The 16666-nt window shown below is 59.0% G+C and carries 13 protein-coding genes; 1 reads left to right on the top strand and 12 read right to left on the bottom strand.

Annotated features, from left to right (window positions below; all coding sequences use genetic code 11):
• The first annotated feature begins 737 nt into the window (after nucleotides 1-737).
• A complete protein-coding gene (locus IG627_RS06070; RefSeq protein ID WP_193191053.1) occupies nucleotides 738-3275 on the top strand; it encodes a TonB-dependent receptor plug domain-containing protein in 2538 nt (845 codons plus the stop codon).
• 100 nt (nucleotides 3276-3375) lie between these two features.
• Here the strand turns inward: IG627_RS06070 and IG627_RS06065 are convergent, their stop codons facing one another.
• The 12 genes from IG627_RS06065 to nuoE form a co-directional block, all read right to left on the bottom strand.
• Nucleotides 3376-3834, bottom strand: coding sequence for a hypothetical protein (locus IG627_RS06065; RefSeq protein ID WP_193191050.1), 459 nt, complete (start codon nucleotides 3832-3834; stop codon nucleotides 3376-3378).
• 231 nt (nucleotides 3835-4065) lie between these two features.
• Nucleotides 4066-5625 (bottom strand): NADH-quinone oxidoreductase subunit N, encoded by a 1560-nt coding sequence (locus IG627_RS06060; protein ID WP_193191047.1) that lies wholly within the window; start codon nucleotides 5623-5625, stop codon nucleotides 4066-4068.
• Nucleotides 5622-7229: an NADH-quinone oxidoreductase subunit M gene (gene nuoM / locus IG627_RS06055; RefSeq protein ID WP_193191045.1), complete on the bottom strand. Its 1608-nt coding sequence runs from the start codon at nucleotides 7227-7229 to the stop codon at nucleotides 5622-5624. Before nuoM ends, IG627_RS06060 begins: the two co-directional genes overlap by 4 nt.
• Nucleotides 7226-9076, bottom strand: a complete 1851-nt coding sequence (gene nuoL / locus IG627_RS06050) for an NADH-quinone oxidoreductase subunit L (protein WP_193191043.1) — start codon at nucleotides 9074-9076, stop codon at nucleotides 7226-7228. The genes nuoM and nuoL overlap by 4 nt, the downstream gene beginning before the upstream one ends.
• Nucleotide 9077: 1 nt before the next feature.
• A complete protein-coding gene (gene nuoK / locus IG627_RS06045) occupies nucleotides 9078-9395 on the bottom strand; it encodes an NADH-quinone oxidoreductase subunit NuoK (RefSeq protein WP_226864772.1) in 318 nt (105 codons plus the stop codon).
• Nucleotides 9385-9912: an NADH-quinone oxidoreductase subunit J gene (nuoJ, locus tag IG627_RS06040; protein ID WP_193191040.1), complete on the bottom strand. Its 528-nt coding sequence runs from the start codon at nucleotides 9910-9912 to the stop codon at nucleotides 9385-9387. Before nuoJ ends, nuoK begins: the two co-directional genes overlap by 11 nt.
• A 4-nt stretch (nucleotides 9913-9916) precedes the next feature.
• Nucleotides 9917-10369 carry an endonuclease domain-containing protein gene (locus IG627_RS21250; RefSeq protein WP_193191038.1) on the bottom strand — a complete coding sequence of 151 codons (453 nt, stop codon included), beginning with the start codon at nucleotides 10367-10369 and terminating at the stop codon, nucleotides 9917-9919.
• A gap of 25 nt (nucleotides 10370-10394) precedes the next feature.
• The gene (gene nuoI / locus IG627_RS06030) at nucleotides 10395-10913 is read right to left on the bottom strand and encodes an NADH-quinone oxidoreductase subunit NuoI (protein ID WP_226864771.1); all 519 of its coding nucleotides are present in this window, start codon (nucleotides 10911-10913) and stop codon (nucleotides 10395-10397) included.
• A gap of 34 nt (nucleotides 10914-10947) precedes the next feature.
• Nucleotides 10948-11904 carry an NADH-quinone oxidoreductase subunit NuoH gene (gene nuoH, locus IG627_RS06025; protein ID WP_193191036.1) on the bottom strand — a complete coding sequence of 319 codons (957 nt, stop codon included), beginning with the start codon at nucleotides 11902-11904 and terminating at the stop codon, nucleotides 10948-10950.
• Nucleotides 11901-14729, bottom strand: a complete 2829-nt coding sequence (gene nuoG / locus IG627_RS06020; RefSeq protein WP_193191034.1) for an NADH-quinone oxidoreductase subunit NuoG — start codon at nucleotides 14727-14729, stop codon at nucleotides 11901-11903. Before nuoG ends, nuoH begins: the two co-directional genes overlap by 4 nt.
• 78 nt (nucleotides 14730-14807) lie before the next feature.
• Nucleotides 14808-16097 carry an NADH-quinone oxidoreductase subunit NuoF gene (gene nuoF, locus IG627_RS06015; protein WP_193191032.1) on the bottom strand — a complete coding sequence of 430 codons (1290 nt, stop codon included), beginning with the start codon at nucleotides 16095-16097 and terminating at the stop codon, nucleotides 14808-14810.
• Nucleotides 16075-16659 (bottom strand): NADH-quinone oxidoreductase subunit NuoE, encoded by a 585-nt coding sequence (gene nuoE, locus IG627_RS06010; RefSeq protein WP_193191029.1) that lies wholly within the window; start codon nucleotides 16657-16659, stop codon nucleotides 16075-16077. Before nuoE ends, nuoF begins: the two co-directional genes overlap by 23 nt.
• Nucleotides 16660-16666: the final 7 nt, after the last annotated feature.

Raw genomic sequence — 16666 nt, 5'->3', positions numbered from 1 at the left:
GAATTATGTTGCGGGTGCCAATTGGCGATGGCCTCAAAAACCCGACCGCGAACCACCAAACCGTGAGCAGCGATACTGCGTCCTCTGCCGACTGGATTCTCACAAGCAACGAGGCGTGAGACTCCAGACTGTCACCGGCTGAATCTTCAGGGCTCTACCTGGTATTGCCGGCAGACGTCGCTTACCTTGATTGCGCTGCTACAAAATGACACCGCTGTCAAAATAACAGCAGTGCGGGCCCATTGACAACGGCGAATCGCCACAAATGTGTAACAGGCAGTGAAACCTCCGCCAATTTGCGCACGGAAATTGGTAGTGAGTAGCGGTTGCGCACTGTTTTGGCGCCATTGTTACGAATGGTGACCCAAAATGGACGCTGAGGTCACAGTCAGCCGCAAGGCTGCCTCAGGGCGATCCGCTGTCACGTTATTTCCGGCGCGCAGCAGTTCCTGCTTTGCGTTACAGCTGGGTGAAATTTGTGCAAGTTGATCGCGACTTGCGCGCACACCTGTCACCTTACGCACAATACTGCCAAAAGACCAAAAACAATAAAAAGCGGACAAAGTACGCTGATCCTGATTAGTTCCGTGGTCAATTCGCACGACTTCTCAAAAGAACCATTTTGCATTTGCGCCTGCGCGAAAGTGTCACGGTTTTTGCATTTTTGCTGTGGGAAGCTTCCAACACGCACGCGCAACACGTGCGCATAACAACGAAAAATTACAAGGGTATTTTCAATGAAGAAATCCACACAGATCGGATTTTCGTCGGTCTCGCTGATCGCTCTGGCGGGCGCCCTGGCCACGCCGGTTCAAGCACAATCCACTGGTGATAACCTGGTGATTGAGGAGGTGGTGACTATAGGCTCGAGAACCAAGCCGCGTTCCGTCGGCGAATCCCCGGTTCCCGTGGACGTCATTAGTGCGGAGGAACTGGCGAAATCCGGCAGCAGCGACATGTTGGACATGCTGAAGAGCTCCGTGCCTTCCTTTAATGTGCACGACCAGCCCATCAGTGACGCCGCATCTATGATTCGCCCCGTCAACATGCGTGGCTTGTCTTCTGACTCAACCCTGGTACTGCTCAACGGCAAGCGCCGTCATCGCGCCTCTGTGATTGCCTTCCAGGGCGGCGGCTTGAACGATGGTGCCCAGGGCCCCGATATTTCCGTTATCCCCAGCATCGCCCTGAAGCAGGTGGAAGTGCTGCGCGACGGCGCGGCGGCGCAGTACGGTTCCGATGCCATTGCCGGCGTGATGAACTTTGTCCTGAAAGACGATGCCGAGGGCGGCTCGCTCGAGCTGAAAACTGGCGAGTATTTCGAGGGTGATGGCCAGACCACCACCATCGCGGGCAATTACGGCATGGCAATGACAGACTCGGGTTTCCTGAACCTGAGTTTCCAGATGAAAAATGCCGATGACACCTCTCGTTCAGTGCAGCGTGCCGATGCCCAGGCGCTCGTTGATGCCGGTAACACCGCAGTAGCAGACCCGGCCCAGATCTGGGGCCTGCCGATTGTTGACGATGACCTGACCCTGTTTGCCAACTTTGGCATGGACCTGAAGGATGGTACCGAGATCTACGCCTTTGGTAACTACTCCAACCGCAAAGTCGATGGCGGATTCTATTACCGCAGCCCGAACAATCGGTCAGGCGTTTATACCGACGGTGATGGCAACCGCCTGGTCGGTGCACTGGATGGCAATGCCGCCAGCTGTGATGCCTACCGCACCGTGCCTTTGGCTGACGGCTCTGACATGGTGGCTTCCGGCCTGACGGCAGACGACAACTGCTTTGCCTTCAACAAGACAATTCCCGGCGGTTATACCCCGCGCTTTGTGGGCGATATTACCGACACCTCCATTACAGCCGGTCGCCGCGGCGAGTTCACCGGTGGTTTCATGCAGGGCTGGAACTTTGACCTGAGTGCTTCTGTGGGCCGCAACGAGGCAGTGTTTGGCCTGAACAACACCATCAACCCATCCTTCGGGCCCGACAGCAAGCGCAATTTCGACACGGGCTCCTATATCCAGTTGGAGAAGACCCTTAACTTCGATTTGCAGAAGCAATTCGACAACCTGAGCCTCGCTGTGGGTACTGAGTGGCGCGATGAGTCGTTCCAGATCATCGCCGGCGAGGGCATGTCTTGGCAGGTGGGTCCGCTGGCCGATCAGGGTTTCAATATTGGTTCACACGGTTTTGCCGGTTTCTCTATTGATTCCGCCGGTACTGCCGAGCGCAGCAACTATGCGCTCTATGTAGACCTGGAAAACCAGTTGACGGATAACTTTATGATGGGCGGCGCGCTGCGCTACGAAGATTTCGACAGCTTCGGCGATACCGCCAATTACAAGTTGGTGGCCAACTGGCAGATTACCGACAACCTCGCCTGGCGCGCTTCACACAGCACCGGCTTCCGGGCTCCGACCATGGGTCAGGCGTCGGTCGTCAACACCCAGACCTCGATCGTTGGTGGTCAGCTGACCCAGGCGCAAACAATGCCGGCACCCAAACTGGGTGAGGCCGAGCTGCAGCCGGAAGAGTCCGTTAACTTTGCCACTGGCCTGGTGATGTCTGTTGGTGACCTGGAAGTGACAGCCGATGCCTATTTCATCGAAGTAAGCGACCGAATCGCCCTGACCGATAATGCCACGCCTACCGCAGCCCAGCGCTCTGCCATGGCGGCTGCAGGCGTTCCCAATCCGGAACTGATCGGTCAGGTCAATTATTTTGCCAACGACTTCGATACCGAAACTACCGGGCTCGACGTGGTGGCAACCTACGGTGCGGAACTGTTCGGTGGTGGGACCGACTTCAGCCTGGCCTATAACTGGACCCAGACCGAAGTTGTCGGCGGAGACACTACATGTGGTGGTAGTTTCGTAAACGACCAGGGTGAGATCTGTAAAGCGGTGCGCCTGGAGCGCGGCCTGCCAGAGCATCGGGCCTCCTTCACCGTATCCCAGAACTGGGACAAATTGAGCGCCTTTGTTCGTACCAACTTTTACGGCGAATATGTGGGCGTACACGCCGACTGGTTCGGTGAAGAGCTGGGTTCTGATTTTACGGTAGATTTTGAACTTACCTACGCTGCATCAGACAGCATCGTGCTGACCGCCGGCGCCGCTAACCTGTTTGATGAAATGGGTGGCGAGATTGATGGCTCAATCGTAGGAGTCCCTGACAATGATCTGGGTGGGATTTACTATGAGACTTCGCCCTATGGCATTGGTGGTGGTTTTTACTACCTGAAGGCCGGCTACGAATTCTAAATCAGTATCCTGTTTTGGAATCCTGAAAAAGCGCTCTGCGGGGCACTGGTGCCCCGCAGTACAGCTGTCACAAGGCGAGTCTCATTTGAGGCTCGCTTTTTTACATGTCCCAGAGAGAATTGGTCGCCATGGACAGGGTGATGCGCTCCTTGTCCTGTATCTGCTTCAGGTCCTCGAAGACTTCCTTCACTTCTGCGGACTCGATAGCACCGTAAACCGCCTCGTACAGATCGGAAAAGTAGCGGTCGACCTCGCGCCCCATATTGTTGATTTCCTTGATGCTGGGCGGATCGCTCAGTTCCAGCCCCCTGATGAAGTCCTGCGCCGACTCCTCGTGGGTGTACTGGAGCCAGGTCCGCATTACCTTGTGCTGCGCCACCTCGCCGTAGTTGGACAGGTTTCTCGCCATGCGCTGTTCGTGCTCCAGCATATGCTTTAACAGCAATTGTGTTCGCTTATCCTCGGACTTCTCCAGTAATTCTTCATACAAGTCCGCCATTTCAAGGTGGAATTTTTCTGCGTCCTTGAGGACTTCGAATGCCTGCTTGAAGGTTTTCATAGAATTGCCTTATATGTTTTTTGTGTCTTTATATGGTGGCGGCAAAACATATGGTCACCTCAAAAATCTACTGCGCGTGCGCCTGGCGGCGTCCGGCGGTGCTCGCAATGCTCATGTACTAACGTACACTCCGCTTGCTGCGCTCCGGCGGCCACCACCAGCCACCCGCTCGCTACGATTTTTAGAGGCGCCCATAATGCGTGTCTCGTCAATCATCGCTCCATATGCTTTTTATAGTGCATTTATCCAATTGATCAAGATCTGCGGAAACACTCCAAACAGCAACAACGCCGCGGTTAGGGAAAAGAGCAACAGATGGCCGGAAATGGCTATCTGCACGCCGCTTCCGAATGTGGCAGTCGCTTCAGACTCTCTCTGTACCATCGTCAGCAGCAGGCGCAGGTAGTAGAAGAGTCCCAGCGCGCTGCCGATTATCACCGCCGCCAACAGCAACCACAGCTGGCCCTGCACACCGGCGGCAAAGATATAGAATTTGCCGATAAAGCCAATGGTCAGCGGAATCCCCGCCAGGGATAGCAGCATCGCCGCCAGACAGCAGGCCAGCCAGGGTGAGCGCCACAACAGGCCACGGTAGAACTCACGCTGGAAGGGATCATGGACAGGATCTTTGAGCGTATCGCTGGCGGCGTCACTGATGGGGCCGGTACCGCCGGGCGCCGGGCGCAGGGCCGAATCGGCAATCAGTCCGACCACCGCAAAGGCGCCCAGTGTCGTAATCACGTAGGCCACCAGGTAGTAGATCACCGCCTCGCTGCCGAAGGCGCTGCTGCCGATCAGGAAGGCGACGATCAGGTAGCCGATATGGGCGATGGAGGAGTAGGCCAGCAGGCGCTTGATATTGTTCTGCATCAGCGCCAGCAGATTGCCCACCAGCATACTGGCCAGCGCGGCAATCGCGAGCAGGCTGGTCAGGGCCGGTATCGAGAACAGGTCTGTGTGGGCGAAAAACCTCAGCAGCAGTGCCACCACCGCGCCTTTGCCAACGGTGGCGATCAGCGCTGTAACCGGCGTCGGCGCGCCCTGGTAGACGTCCGGTGTCCAGATATGGAAGGGCACCAGGGACAGTTTGAAGGCCACGGCGATCAGCAACAGTGCCAAGCCGGCCAGCATAAGGGAGGGCCCCTGCGGCAGCTGTGCTACGGCCGCCGCTATGCCGCCGAAGTCCAGCGCGCCACTGGCGCCGTATATCAGTGCTATGCCGAACAATCCCAGTGCGGTGGACAGGGCTGAGAGCAGCAGGTACTTGATGCTGGCTTCCAGTGAATTCGACTGTTCCCCCTTCGGGGAGAGGTCGCCGCTGACGGAAAATCCGAGCATCGGGTAAAGCGCCAGACTCATCAACTCCAGGGCCAGGAAAAAACTGGCGAAGTGGTTGGCGAAGACCAGTGTGGTGGCGCCCAGCATTACCAGCAACAGAAGGATGTAGAATTCTTCCGGATAGTTGTCGGTGGTTGATTGGGGGTTGCAGCGCAGTTTCAAGTAGTTGAACCCCAGTACGGCAACGGCAATCGCCGCCAGCAATAACAGCAGACAGAAAAACAGTGCCGTGTGATCGACCAGCAACAGTCCGGTTACCGCAACGGACCCGCCACCTGGAGGAAGTGCCGCCGCGACCTGGAAACAGGCGTAAATCGATGCAACCAGCGTGATCAGCGTCGTCGCCGCTGCTGCAAGGTGGCTGCGCCGGAAAGAGACCTGCAGTAGTAGCACTACAATGCCGGCACTCAACACCAGTAATGGCAGTATGGCGTGGAGTTCGCGCGCGCTCATGGCGATTCACCTCTCTTGTGATCGGCGTCCGGCCAGCCGGAACTGGCGGCGGTCTGTAATTTTTTATCGGATTCCTCAGACTCTAGGCTCAGGCCGGCGGCTTCGAGCCGCACCATCGATTCGGCAATAGTGGGGTCGGCGACATCAAACACCAGTTGCGGACGCAGGCCGAGGAACACCAGCGCAACCGCTAGGGACAGGAGTGCCACTGTTTCCCGCGGATTCAGGTCAATCAGGACCTCGCCCTCGGTAGTTGTTTGTCGGCGCTGTTCACCGAAGAAAACCCGCTGCATCATCAGCAGGGCATAGAGGGCCGCGCCCACGAGGCCGACGGTGGCAACAACCGTAATCCAGCGGCTGCTGCCGAAGCTCCCGAGCAGTACCAGGAACTCGGCGATAAAATTGCCGAGGCCCGGGAGTCCCAGGGAGGCGACGGCAAAAAATAGAGCGACGGCGGAGAGCTTTGGCAGGCTGGCCCAGAGTCCGCCCAGCTGTGACATGTCGCGGGTGTGCAGCCGGTGCTGCAGTGCGCCGACCAGGGCGAAGAGGGCGGCAGTACTCAGGCCGTGGGCAATCATCTGCATCACGGCGCCCTGGATCGCAATGGTATTGAGCGCGTAGAGGCCCAGCAGCACAAATCCCATATGGCTGACACTGGAGTAGGCCACCAGGCGTTTCATATCCCGCTGCGCGAAGGCGAGCACCGCGCCGTAGATCACGCTGATGGCCCCTATGGTCATGGCAACCGGGGCGAAGGCGACGGAGGCCTCCGGGAACAGCGGCAGCGTGAAGCGCAGCAGTCCGTAGGCGCCGGTTTTCAGCAGTATCGCCGCCAGCAGGATACTGCCGGCGGTGGGCGCCTGGGTGTGGGCGTCAGGCAGCCAGGTATGCAGCGGCAGAGCTGGCAGCTTCACCGCAAAGGCGAAAAAAAAGCCGAGCATCAGCCAGTAGGCGACCGCCGGAGAAAGTTGCGCGCTGAGCAGTTCGCGGTAATTGAAGGTGAGCTGGCCGCTATTGTTGTAGTGCAGGTAGACGAGCGCCACTATGGCCATCAGCATCAGCAGGCTACTGGCCTGAGTAAAAATAAAGAATTTGATGGCGGCGTAGGTGCGCTTCTCATAGCCCCATACTGCAATCAGGAGCAGCATCGGTATCAGCATCACTTCCCAGAAAAAGAAGAACAGGAAGAGATCCATCGCGGTGAAGACGCCGACCACGCCAGCCAGCGTCCACAGGTAGTTGAAGTAAAAGAAACCGCGGCGAAAATTGATATCTTTCCAGGTAACCACCAAACCGAAGAGCCCCATCAGCAGGGTCAGTGCCAGCATCAGAAAGCCGAGGCCGTCCACCGCCAGGTAGAAGCTGATACCGAATCGCGGTATCCAGGCGAGCTGCAGGCTATCCCACCAGGGGGTACCGGCTGCCGCGGAGATGTCTCCGGAAACGTGTCCCCAGTATTGCCCCAGCAGTGCTGTGGCCAGAAGCAGGCTCACCAGTGCGATCGGGCGGCTTCCCCGGTCAAGATATCGTTCCGCCAGCCAGGCCAGCAGGCCGCCGGCAAAAAGTATCGCGATGATTGCTGGCAGTGTTAGAGAGAGCGTCATAGAGCCACCAGAAGCGCGAGGAAGAGAATGGAGCCGGTCACCAGGGTTGCCATATACCAGCGAACCTGCCCGTTCTGGGAGCTGCTCAGCAGCAGGTTCAGCTGGCGACTGGCGGCGGCCGTGCCTTTATAGAATGTATCGACGATATCGTTGCGGTTTACCTGTGCGATAAACACCAGCGGTCTGACCAGAAGCCGGTCGTAGAACCAGTCGAAGCCCCAGCCGCTGAACCACAGTTTTTTAATCCCTGAGGGCGCGCCGACGGGACGGCGTTTCGGCAGGTAAAGCCTCCATGCAACGACCAGGCCGATCAATGGCATGGCGATGGCGATAGCTTCGACCCAGAGCGAGGGGTGGCCCGCATCGGATTGGCCGAATACCGATTGCAGCGGCGGCGCCAGCAGGCCGCCGACAAGGGCCAGTATTGCGAGCAGCAACAGTGGCACAGTCATTACGCCACTATTGGCATCCTTGCAGTGCGCCGAGGCAGATCCTTCACTGCCGAAGAACACCAGGAACAGAAGGCGGAAGCTGTAAATACCGGTCACCAGCGCGCCGAGTATTCCGGCGAGCCAGATACCGTTGAAGCCGTGGTAGAACTCCCAGGCGCTGAGCAGTATCTGGTCCTTGCTGTAAAAGCCGGATGTAAAAGGCAGGGCAGCGAGGCAGGCACAGCCGATTGCGAAACAGACAAATGTAAACGGAATCCTTTTACGCAGGCCACCCATGGCGAAAATATCCTGCTCGTGGTGCAGACTCAGGATCACTGACCCCGCGGACAAAAACAGCAGCGCCTTGAAGAAGGCGTGGGTCATCAGGTGGAAGATGGCTCCGGACCAGGCGCCGACGCCCAGGGCCAAAAACATATAGCCGATCTGGCTGATGGTGGAGTAGGCCAGAACCCGCTTGATATCGCTCTGTACCAGTGCGCTGCAGCCGGCCAGCAGCAGTGTCAGGGCGCCGACTACGGCGACGGCGCTCATCGCCGTTTCCGACAGCGAAAACAGGGGGTGCATGCGCGCAATCAGGTAGACGCCGGCGGTCACCATGGTGGCCGCGTGAATCAATGCGCTGACCGGAGTCGGGCCCGCCATCGCATCCGGCAGCCAGGTCTGCAGAGGTAGCTGCGCGGACTTGCCCACTGCGCCGCCGAGCAGCAGCAGGGCTGCCAGTGTGATTGTCGGGTCGTTGAATACCGAGCCGCCGGTCGCCGCCAGTAGTTCGCGAATATTCAGGGTCGCAAACTGGTTGAACAGCAGAAAGAGTCCTATGGCCATGGCGGTATCGCCGACGCGGGTGACGATAAACGCCTTGCGTGCCGCGGCGCCATTGACGGGATCTTTGTACCAGAAGCCAATCAGCAGGTAGCTGCACAGGCCCACGCCTTCCCAGCCCAGGTAGAGCAACACCAGGTTGTCTGCCAGCACCAGAAGCAGCATGGCGCAGACAAACAGGTTCAGGTAGGCGAAGTAGCGTCGGTAGCCGGAATCGCCGCGCATATAACCTGCGGAATAGAGGTGGATCAGGAACCCCACTCCGGTGATCACAGACAACATGACCAGCGTCAGCCAGTCCACATAAAAGTTGAACCCCAATTGAAGATCGGCGACGCTCAGCCACTGCCACAGGGAAACCTGGATGACCGCGTCGGGATCGGGGCGGAATACCGACAGCGCGACGAAAGCCGTCAACAGTGCGGCCAGGCCGACGCTGCCGACGCCGATAGCGGCGGAGACACCTTGCGGAAGTTCCATGCGGCTGAACAGTGGCACGGAAATCAGAATCAGGAAGCCGAGCAGTGGCAGCAATGGGATCCAGGCTAAAGCAGCGGTAACTGACTCCTGCATATCAACCTCTCAGTCCGTTTAGTTGGTCGATATCCACCGTATGGCGGCGGCGGTAGAACTGCAGCACCAGGGCCAGGGCGATGGCCACTTCCGCTGCCGCCAGAGTGATTACGAATACGAACATCACCTGACCGTCCGCATTGCCCCAGTGGGAACCGGCGACCACGAAAGCCAGCGCCGCCGCATTGGTGCAGATCTCCACACACATCAGCATAAAGATGATATTGCGCCGCACCAGCAGGCCGGCGAGGCCAAGACAGAACAGAATCGCGGCCAGTGCCAGCCCCGCGTGCAGTCCGGGGATAGATTCAATCGGCATGCGGTACCTCCGGCGATTCCGCGCGTTTCTGCCTGGCCAGATGGAATGCGCCCACCAAGCCGGCCAGCAAAAGCATTGAAGCCAGTTCTACCGCGAGGATGTAGTGGCTGAACAGTGCAATCCCCACTTCCTTGGGGCCCACATAGTGCAGCGCCTCGGTAGTTTCCCCCTGGCCACTGAACAGCAGCACTATCAACTGCAGCAGCAGTACCGACGACAGCAGCGCCGGCCCCAGCCAGCCGCGCGGCTGCAGCCATTCCTTTTCCTGGACAACCGCCGCATCGCCCTGATTCAGCATCATGATGACGAAGATCATCAGCACCATGATGGCCCCGGCGTAGACGATGACCTCCAGCGCCGCCGCAAAGGGCGCACCGTACTGGTAGAAAATCACCGCGACCGACAGCAGGGAGACGATCAGGTAGAGCAGGGCGTGGACTGCGTTGCGGCTGAAGATGACCATGGCCGTCGAAGCTATGGCGATTGCCGCAGTGAGATAGAAAACCGCTGCGCTCATCGTTTTACTCCTCAGTCTGAACAGTAAGCTCCCCTCTCCCGCTTGCGGGAGAGGGGCGGGGGGAGAGGCCCAGAACTTCGCGCCTGATTTGCTCCAGTACGGCCGGGGTTTCACTTAGAACCTGATTGTTCCAGAATCGAAGAGTCCGGAATCCCTGACTCTGCAGCCATGTATCGCGCTGCCGGTCGTAATGAACCTGTTCCGCGTGCTGCCCACCGTCCAGTTCGATAATCAGTTTCGGCTGCAGGCATACGAAGTCGACTATGTATCTGCCTATGGGCTTTTGGCGTTTGAACTTCAGGCCCATCAATCTCTTGGCGCGGAGAAAGTACCAAAGGCGCTGCTCAGCTTCGGTGGCGTTGGTGCGCAGTTTCCGCGCCCGTTCCAGCTGCAGCTTTCCCCCTCCCCCGACCCCTCCCCCGCAAGCGGGGGAGGGGAGCTTTCTTTTTTGATTCATTGGTTATCCTGATAATTCGGGATTCTTATAGGTTCAGGCTTTTAACATTGACCGGCTCGGCTTCATTCTGCGCCTCGCCCTTGTCCTTGCCGGCGATCGCCTTGCCGGCCACATTGTAAAAACTGTAATCGTGGTATTTGCCGGGACCGCTGATCAGCAGGTCCTCTTTTTCGTATACCATGTTCTGCCGGTCGTACTCGCACATTTCGAAATCCGGCGTCAGCTGTATGGCGTAGGTGGGGCAGGCGTCTTCGCAGAGGCCGCACATGATGCAGCGGGAAAAATTGATGCGGAAATACGCCGGGCGCCAGCGCCCATCCTCATCCTCGGTTTTCTGCAGGGAGATACAGTCCGGTGGGCAGGCGACGGCGCACAGGTTGCAGGCGACACAGCGCTCCTCTCCGTCCGGATCCCGGGTCAGCACTATGCGACCGCGGTAGCGCGGCGCCAGGTAGGGCTTTTGCTCCGGGTACTGCACCGTCGCATTGCGGCTGAATAGGTGCTTGAACACCAGCCACATACTGCGCAGTTGACTCGCGATCATCGGCCCCCTCCTATTCGATACAGAGAAATGTTGTTTAACCTATCCACAACAGTACCCCCGCGGTAGCCAGAAGGTTGAGGAGGGACAGCGGCAGCATCACCTTCCAGCCGAACTGCATCAACTGGTCGTAGCGGGGTCTGGGTATGGCGGCGCGCAGCAGGACAAACAGCATGACCAGCAGGCCGGTCTTCAGGGCAAACCAGACTACCGGCGGCAGCCAGGGGCCCAGCCAGCCACCGAGAAACAGGGTGGTGATCAGTGCGGATATCAGGATGACGGAAAGGTATTCGCCGACGAAGAACATGCCGAATTTCATTCCCGAGTACTCGGTGTGAAACCCGGCGGTTAGCTCGTGTTCAGCTTCGGGAAGGTCAAATGGCAATCGGTGGCTCTCGGCGATACCCGCAATAAAGAAGACGAAAAAACCGATAAACTGCGGCAGGATATACCAGCCGCTTTCCTGGGCCTGCACTATCTCGCGCAGGTTGAAGCTGCCGGCCAACATCACCACACCCATCAGGCTGAGGCCCATGAAGACCTCGTAGGAAACTGTCTGTGCCGCCGCGCGCAGCCCACCCAGCAGCGCGTACTTGTTGTTGGAGGCGTAGCCGCCGAGGATAACGCTGTAGACTGCCATCGACGACATGGCGAGAATAAACAGCAGGCCGATATTCAGGTCGATCACGCCTATGGTCGGTGATACCGGGATGACGACAAAGCCGAGCAGCATGGTGGCCATGACCACTGTAGGGGCGAGTATAAATACCGGGATGTCGGCAAAGCGCGGGACAAAGTCCTCCTTGAAGAACAGCTTGATCATGTCGGCGACTACCTGCAGCAGACCGAACGGGCCGACACGGTTGGGGCCCGGTCTGTCCTGCCAGAAACCCAGCAGGCGACGCTCCCCCCAGGTCAGTAGTGCCGCCAGCAGCACCGCCGCTATCAGTACGCCGAATATATTCAGCAGTGTGATCCAGGCCGGGGCCGTCATGGGGTTTCTCCGGTTTCAGTGGCAGGTAGGGGCTTTAGTTGAGCACGGCCGGGGAGTTGGGACGAAACGGCTTCCAGTCCCGGCAGTCCGCAGGGTACCCCCAGGGTTCCTGGGGGCTGGGTATCGCTGACGTGCATCCGCAGTGAATAGCTGTTGCCGTCCGTGTGCAGCCGCCACAGCTGCGAAGGCTGGACGCCCAGCCGCTCGGCGTCTGCGCGGTTGATCAGTGCAAAGGGGACTTCTATCACGCTGGCGATGGCGGCGGCGCTCGCGCTCAGTTCGTCGGAGCCGAACATACGGTAAATTGGCAGCGTGATCAGTTGCTCTTCGTCTTGCTCCGGTTCGGCAGCGGAAATGGTCCAGTCCGGTATGGATTGAGACTGTCGTCGAATTTTAAAAGGGCCTTTGGCACCTTTGCGGGCACCGCCGATACCCTGCTGGAATTTAAAGATCGATTGATTGGAGTTCCAGCCCGGCGACCAGATGTTGGCGGAAAGCGGAGTGGCGCCCGGACTCTGGATACCCTCCATGCTGAAGGCCATGGGCGCGTCGGGGTCCAGGTGCGGTGGAAATTCGGCCACCTCGGCTTTGGCTCGCACGGCGGTGCGCCCGCTATAGCGATGCCCCTGTCGCGCCACTTTGAGTCCGTCAATACGGTAGTCCTCATCGGGGCCTACCTTTTCCAGTGCCTCGAATGTGGGAAACTCGGCGGCGACGGCTTCGCTCAGGTCCATACTGTGCTGCCAGGCGGCGATTACCGAGAGATCGGCAGTAATCTGCTCGCAGAAACTGGCGGCGTCCGCCAGCCAACGCCAACTCTCCTGGATATAACCGCCACCTTCGTAGACTGCGTAGAAGCGCTGTGTCTGGCCGTTGCTGTTGATATAGCTGCCCTGGGATTCAGCCGTTGCCGCGGCGGGAAAAATCAGGTCGGCGCGTTTGACGGTGCTGTTCAGCAGACTGTCCAGCAGAATGACTTCATCGGCACAGGAGAGAATCCGCTCGACAGTTTGAGGATCGGCGCGGCGGTAGAGGTCGTTTTCCAGTACTACCAGTGTCAGTGGATCTCTTTCCTTGCCGTGCAGTTCCTGCGTCAGCTGTTCCAGATGCCCCCGTCCGGGACTGAAAAACTGCGCCAGACCGAGGCTGTTTACTTCCGGGCAGGCCAAATAGAGTGCGCAGTTGGTTGCAGTTCTGTTGGCGATGGCCGTGGCGACTTTTCCCGCGCCACGGATGAGGTCACCATACCTGCTGCTACAGCCGGAAATGATTAGCGGATTTTTCGCAGCCAGCAGCGTGTCAGCCGTGCGCATTGCCAGTTCCCGCCGGTCTGCGGCGAGATCCATTGCCGCCGCATCGCTACCTTGAATCAGCTGGGCAATGGCATCGGCAAAAAGTGCTATCTGCCCTGGCGCATCGAACAGCGTCGCATTGGCAACGTCCGCCAATCCCGATATTTCGGTGCCGGCAAAAAATACCGGGCTGTGCTCGCCGCGCAGCTGGCGAACGGAGGCGTCCTGCCAGAGCGGGATCTTTAATTTTTTAGCCTGCTGCTTCTGCCGGTTGCGCGCCGCCTGGCGCACCGCCAGGGAGATGCGCGGTGCCGTGTTGTCCAGATCCTCGCCGAGAATCAAAATCGCATCGGCATTCTCGATGTCCGGTGTGCTCGGGCTGTGGATGCGATCGTCCCTCTGCACCCTGTCTACCAGATGCAGCAGTTCCAGATCCCGCGCGGAGAGCCCGGAATAGAAGTTGCCTCCCCCCACCAGTTGACGCAGGGCAAAGTTGTTTTCCAGTGAGCTGCGGGTTGAGCCTATGCCGATCAGGCGGCGCTGGCCTCGTTGTACGGCCGCGAGAATTTCGGCAAATTTCTGTACCCCTTCCCGCGGGTGGACTTCTCCGTGCACCCTGTCGCCGGCCCCCGCGGTGGAGCCGATCATCTCATCCCCGCGCGCAGCCAGTACCTTTTTGATGCGCGCGTCGCTGTTGACATAGTCGTATCCGAAGCGACCGCGATCGCAGAGGAAATAGCCGTTGATATCCCGGTTGTACAGGTTGACGACTCTGCGCAGCAGCGCATCCTGGCCGTTGCCGGCCTCGCGCGCCCCGGGTGCCGTGTTACAACCCACGGCGCAGTGCTCGCAGATGGATGGCGCCGACTGCAGGTCCCACTTGCGCACGAAGTGCTCGCTGAAGGTTTTGTCGGTAAACACACCGGTGGGACAGACTTCAACCAGGTTGCCGCTGAAGCCGTTTTCCAGCATGCCGTCCCGCTGGCGGCCGAAATATACCTGGTTGTTTCGGCCCAGCGGCTGCAGGTCATCGCCGCCGGCGTAGTCGCGGTAGAAGCGCGTGCAGCGGTAGCAGGCAATGCAGCGGTTCATCTCGTGATTGATAAAGGGGCCCAGGTACTGGTTGCGATGGGTGCGCTTGCTGCCGCGGTAGCGCCGATTGGTGTGACCGGTCATCTCGGTCATATCCTGCAGGTGACACTCGCCACCCTCTTCGCAGACCGGACAATCGTGGGGGTGGTTGGTCATCAGGTCTTCGATAATGCCGCCGCGGAATTCCCGTGCATTTTCGGCGTTGACGCTGTAGATACCACCGTCCCTGACCGGGGTCATGCAGCCCATCACCAGGCGACCGCGCTGATCCTCCGCATCCCTGTATTCGACGACCGCGCACTGGCGGCAGGCGCCCACTGAGCCCATGGCCGGGTGCCAGCAGAAATAGGGTAGGTTGATTCCCTGGGCCAGGCAGGCGCTGAGCAGATTCTGGTCGTCGTCTACCTGGTACTGTTCGCCGTCGATGGTGATAGTTGGCATTTGCAGTCCGTTATTTTTGCTCACTTCGTAGGGTGCGCCGTGCGCACCTTTCGGTTTCTTCGGTGCGCAGGGCGCACCCTACAAGTAGGGGCAGCAGCCCTTTGTAATGTGGTCGATAAAATCCTGCTCGAATAATTTCAGTGCGCTCTGTATCGGCTCGGCAGCGCCGGGCGCCAGGGCACAGAAGGTATTGCCGGGGCCCATGCGCGCGGCCTGCTCGCGCAACAGGTCCAGGTCTTCCGGCAGGCCCTCGCCGTTTTCGATGCGCTGCAGTATCTTCACCACCCAGGGCAGGCCGTCCCGGCAGGGGGTGCACCAGCCGCAGGATTCGCGCGCAAAAAACTGGGTGAGATTCAGCACCAATCCTACCGGGCAGGTGTGGTCGTCCAGCACTATGATGGTGCCGGTACCCATGCGGCTTCCGGCCTTGCTGATGGCGTCATAGTCCATCGGCAGGTCGAGATGTTGGGGGCCGAGAAAATCCGTGGAGCCGCCGCCGGGCAGGAAGCCTTTGAGTTTGAGTCCGTCCTGCATGCCGCCCGCGTGCTCCTCGATAATCTCGCGTATCGGCGTGCCCATGGGCAGTTCCCAGGTGCCGGGATTTTTTACCTTGCCACTGACGCCGAACAGCTTGCTGCCGGCGTCCTCGCCGCGGCCGAGCCCTCTGTACCAGTCGGCCCCCATCTCGATCAGGTGCGGGACATTGCAGAAGGTCTCGACATTGTTGACGACCGTGGGTTTGCCCCAGAGACCGCTGACCTGGGGGAAGGGCGGTTTGGCCCGGGGAATGGCCCGTCGACCTTCGAGCGCGTTCAGCAGCGCGGTCTCCTCGCCGCAGATATAATTGCCCGCGCTGCGGTGCAGGTGGACTTCCAGGCTGAAGTCGCCGCCCAGGATGTTTGAACCCAGTAGACCCGCCTCTTTGGCTTCGGCGATGGCCAGTTCCAGGCGCGCCGCGGCGAGCGCGTATTCTCCGCGGATAAAAATGTAAGCGGTGCGGGCTTCTATGGCGTAGGCGGCGATGGCCATGCCCTCGATCAACAGATGCGGGTCCCGCTCCATCAGCAGGCGGTCCTTGAAGGTACCAGGTTCCATTTCATCCGCGTTGCAGACCACGTATTTGACCGACGGGCTGTCCTCGCCGCGGGGAACAAAGCTCCACTTGAGGCCGGTGTTGAAGCCGGCTCCACCGCGGCCGCGAAGACCGCCGTCCTGCACCCGTTTTACAATCTCTTCCGGCGCCAGTTGAAGCGCCTTGCGCCAGCCGCGGTAGCCGCCGTTGTCCTCGTAGCGGGCTATATCCGTGGCGACATTCTCGGGGCCCCTGATGTTTTTGGTCAGGGGATTAGTCAGCGGATTGGTCAGCATGGCCAGAGCCTTCAGCGTGGTAGAGGGTCTTGTTCTCGATGATTTCGTCGATGGATGAATCGGTGAGGTTGCGGTGCATTTCCTCGCCGATCATCATCACAGGCGCCCTGTCGCAATCGCCAAGGCAGGGAGTTTCCAGTAGGGTGAATATTCCGTCTTCCGTGGTTTCGCCCGGCTTTATCTGCAGTTTTTCCTCGATCTTCTTCTGCAGGCGGTTACAACCCATAATCCAGCAGCTGGCGCTCTTGCACAGGAATATCACCTCCTTGCCCACCGGCTGGCGGAAAATCAGCTGAAAGTAGGTGGCCACGCTTTCCAACTGCGCAATCGGGATATTCAGGTAGGCGGACACCGCCTGCAGGCTCTCGTCGGAGACCCAACCGCGGTGTTTCTGCACAATGCGCAGAGCCTCCAGGCCCACGGAAGCCTTGTCCTCGTAGTGGGAGAACTCGCGGTCTATTTCCTCTTTCTCCTTCGAACTCAAACGGGTTTCAATCCTGTTCGGGCCCGATTTGCTGTGCTCCATTACTTCAACGACTTCCGGTTCGAAAATACTGGACATGTGTGCT

Origin of the sequence: Microbulbifer taiwanensis, assembly GCF_014904815.1 — a bacterium.
In the GTDB taxonomy this organism is placed as follows: domain Bacteria; phylum Pseudomonadota; class Gammaproteobacteria; order Pseudomonadales; family Cellvibrionaceae; genus Microbulbifer; species Microbulbifer taiwanensis.
The sequence above is the reverse complement of the archived record's forward strand: the minus strand, read 5'-3'. Positions and strand labels throughout refer to the sequence as shown.

Excerpts from the sequence above, each read along its gene's own strand:
- IG627_RS06070 (WP_193191053.1), top strand. The coding sequence starts at position 738 with ATGAAGAAATCCACACAGATCGGATTTTCGTCGGTCTCGCTGATCGCT.
- IG627_RS06065 (WP_193191050.1), bottom strand. The coding sequence starts at position 3,834 with ATGAAAACCTTCAAGCAGGCATTCGAAGTCCTCAAGGACGCAGAAAAA.
- IG627_RS06060 (WP_193191047.1), bottom strand. The coding sequence starts at position 5,625 with ATGAGCGCGCGCGAACTCCACGCCATACTGCCATTACTGGTGTTGAGT.
- nuoM (WP_193191045.1), bottom strand. The coding sequence starts at position 7,229 with ATGACGCTCTCTCTAACACTGCCAGCAATCATCGCGATACTTTTTGCC.
- nuoL (WP_193191043.1), bottom strand. The coding sequence starts at position 9,076 with ATGCAGGAGTCAGTTACCGCTGCTTTAGCCTGGATCCCATTGCTGCCA.
- nuoK (WP_226864772.1), bottom strand. The coding sequence starts at position 9,395 with ATGCCGATTGAATCTATCCCCGGACTGCACGCGGGGCTGGCACTGGCC.
- nuoJ (WP_193191040.1), bottom strand. The coding sequence starts at position 9,912 with ATGAGCGCAGCGGTTTTCTATCTCACTGCGGCAATCGCCATAGCTTCG.
- IG627_RS21250 (WP_193191038.1), bottom strand. The coding sequence starts at position 10,369 with ATGAATCAAAAAAGAAAGCTCCCCTCCCCCGCTTGCGGGGGAGGGGTC.
- nuoI (WP_226864771.1), bottom strand. The coding sequence starts at position 10,913 with ATGATCGCGAGTCAACTGCGCAGTATGTGGCTGGTGTTCAAGCACCTA.
- nuoH (WP_193191036.1), bottom strand. The coding sequence starts at position 11,904 with ATGACGGCCCCGGCCTGGATCACACTGCTGAATATATTCGGCGTACTG.
- nuoG (WP_193191034.1), bottom strand. The coding sequence starts at position 14,729 with ATGCCAACTATCACCATCGACGGCGAACAGTACCAGGTAGACGACGAC.
- nuoF (WP_193191032.1), bottom strand. The coding sequence starts at position 16,097 with ATGCTGACCAATCCGCTGACTAATCCCCTGACCAAAAACATCAGGGGC.
- nuoE (WP_193191029.1), bottom strand. The coding sequence starts at position 16,659 with ATGTCCAGTATTTTCGAACCGGAAGTCGTTGAAGTAATGGAGCACAGC.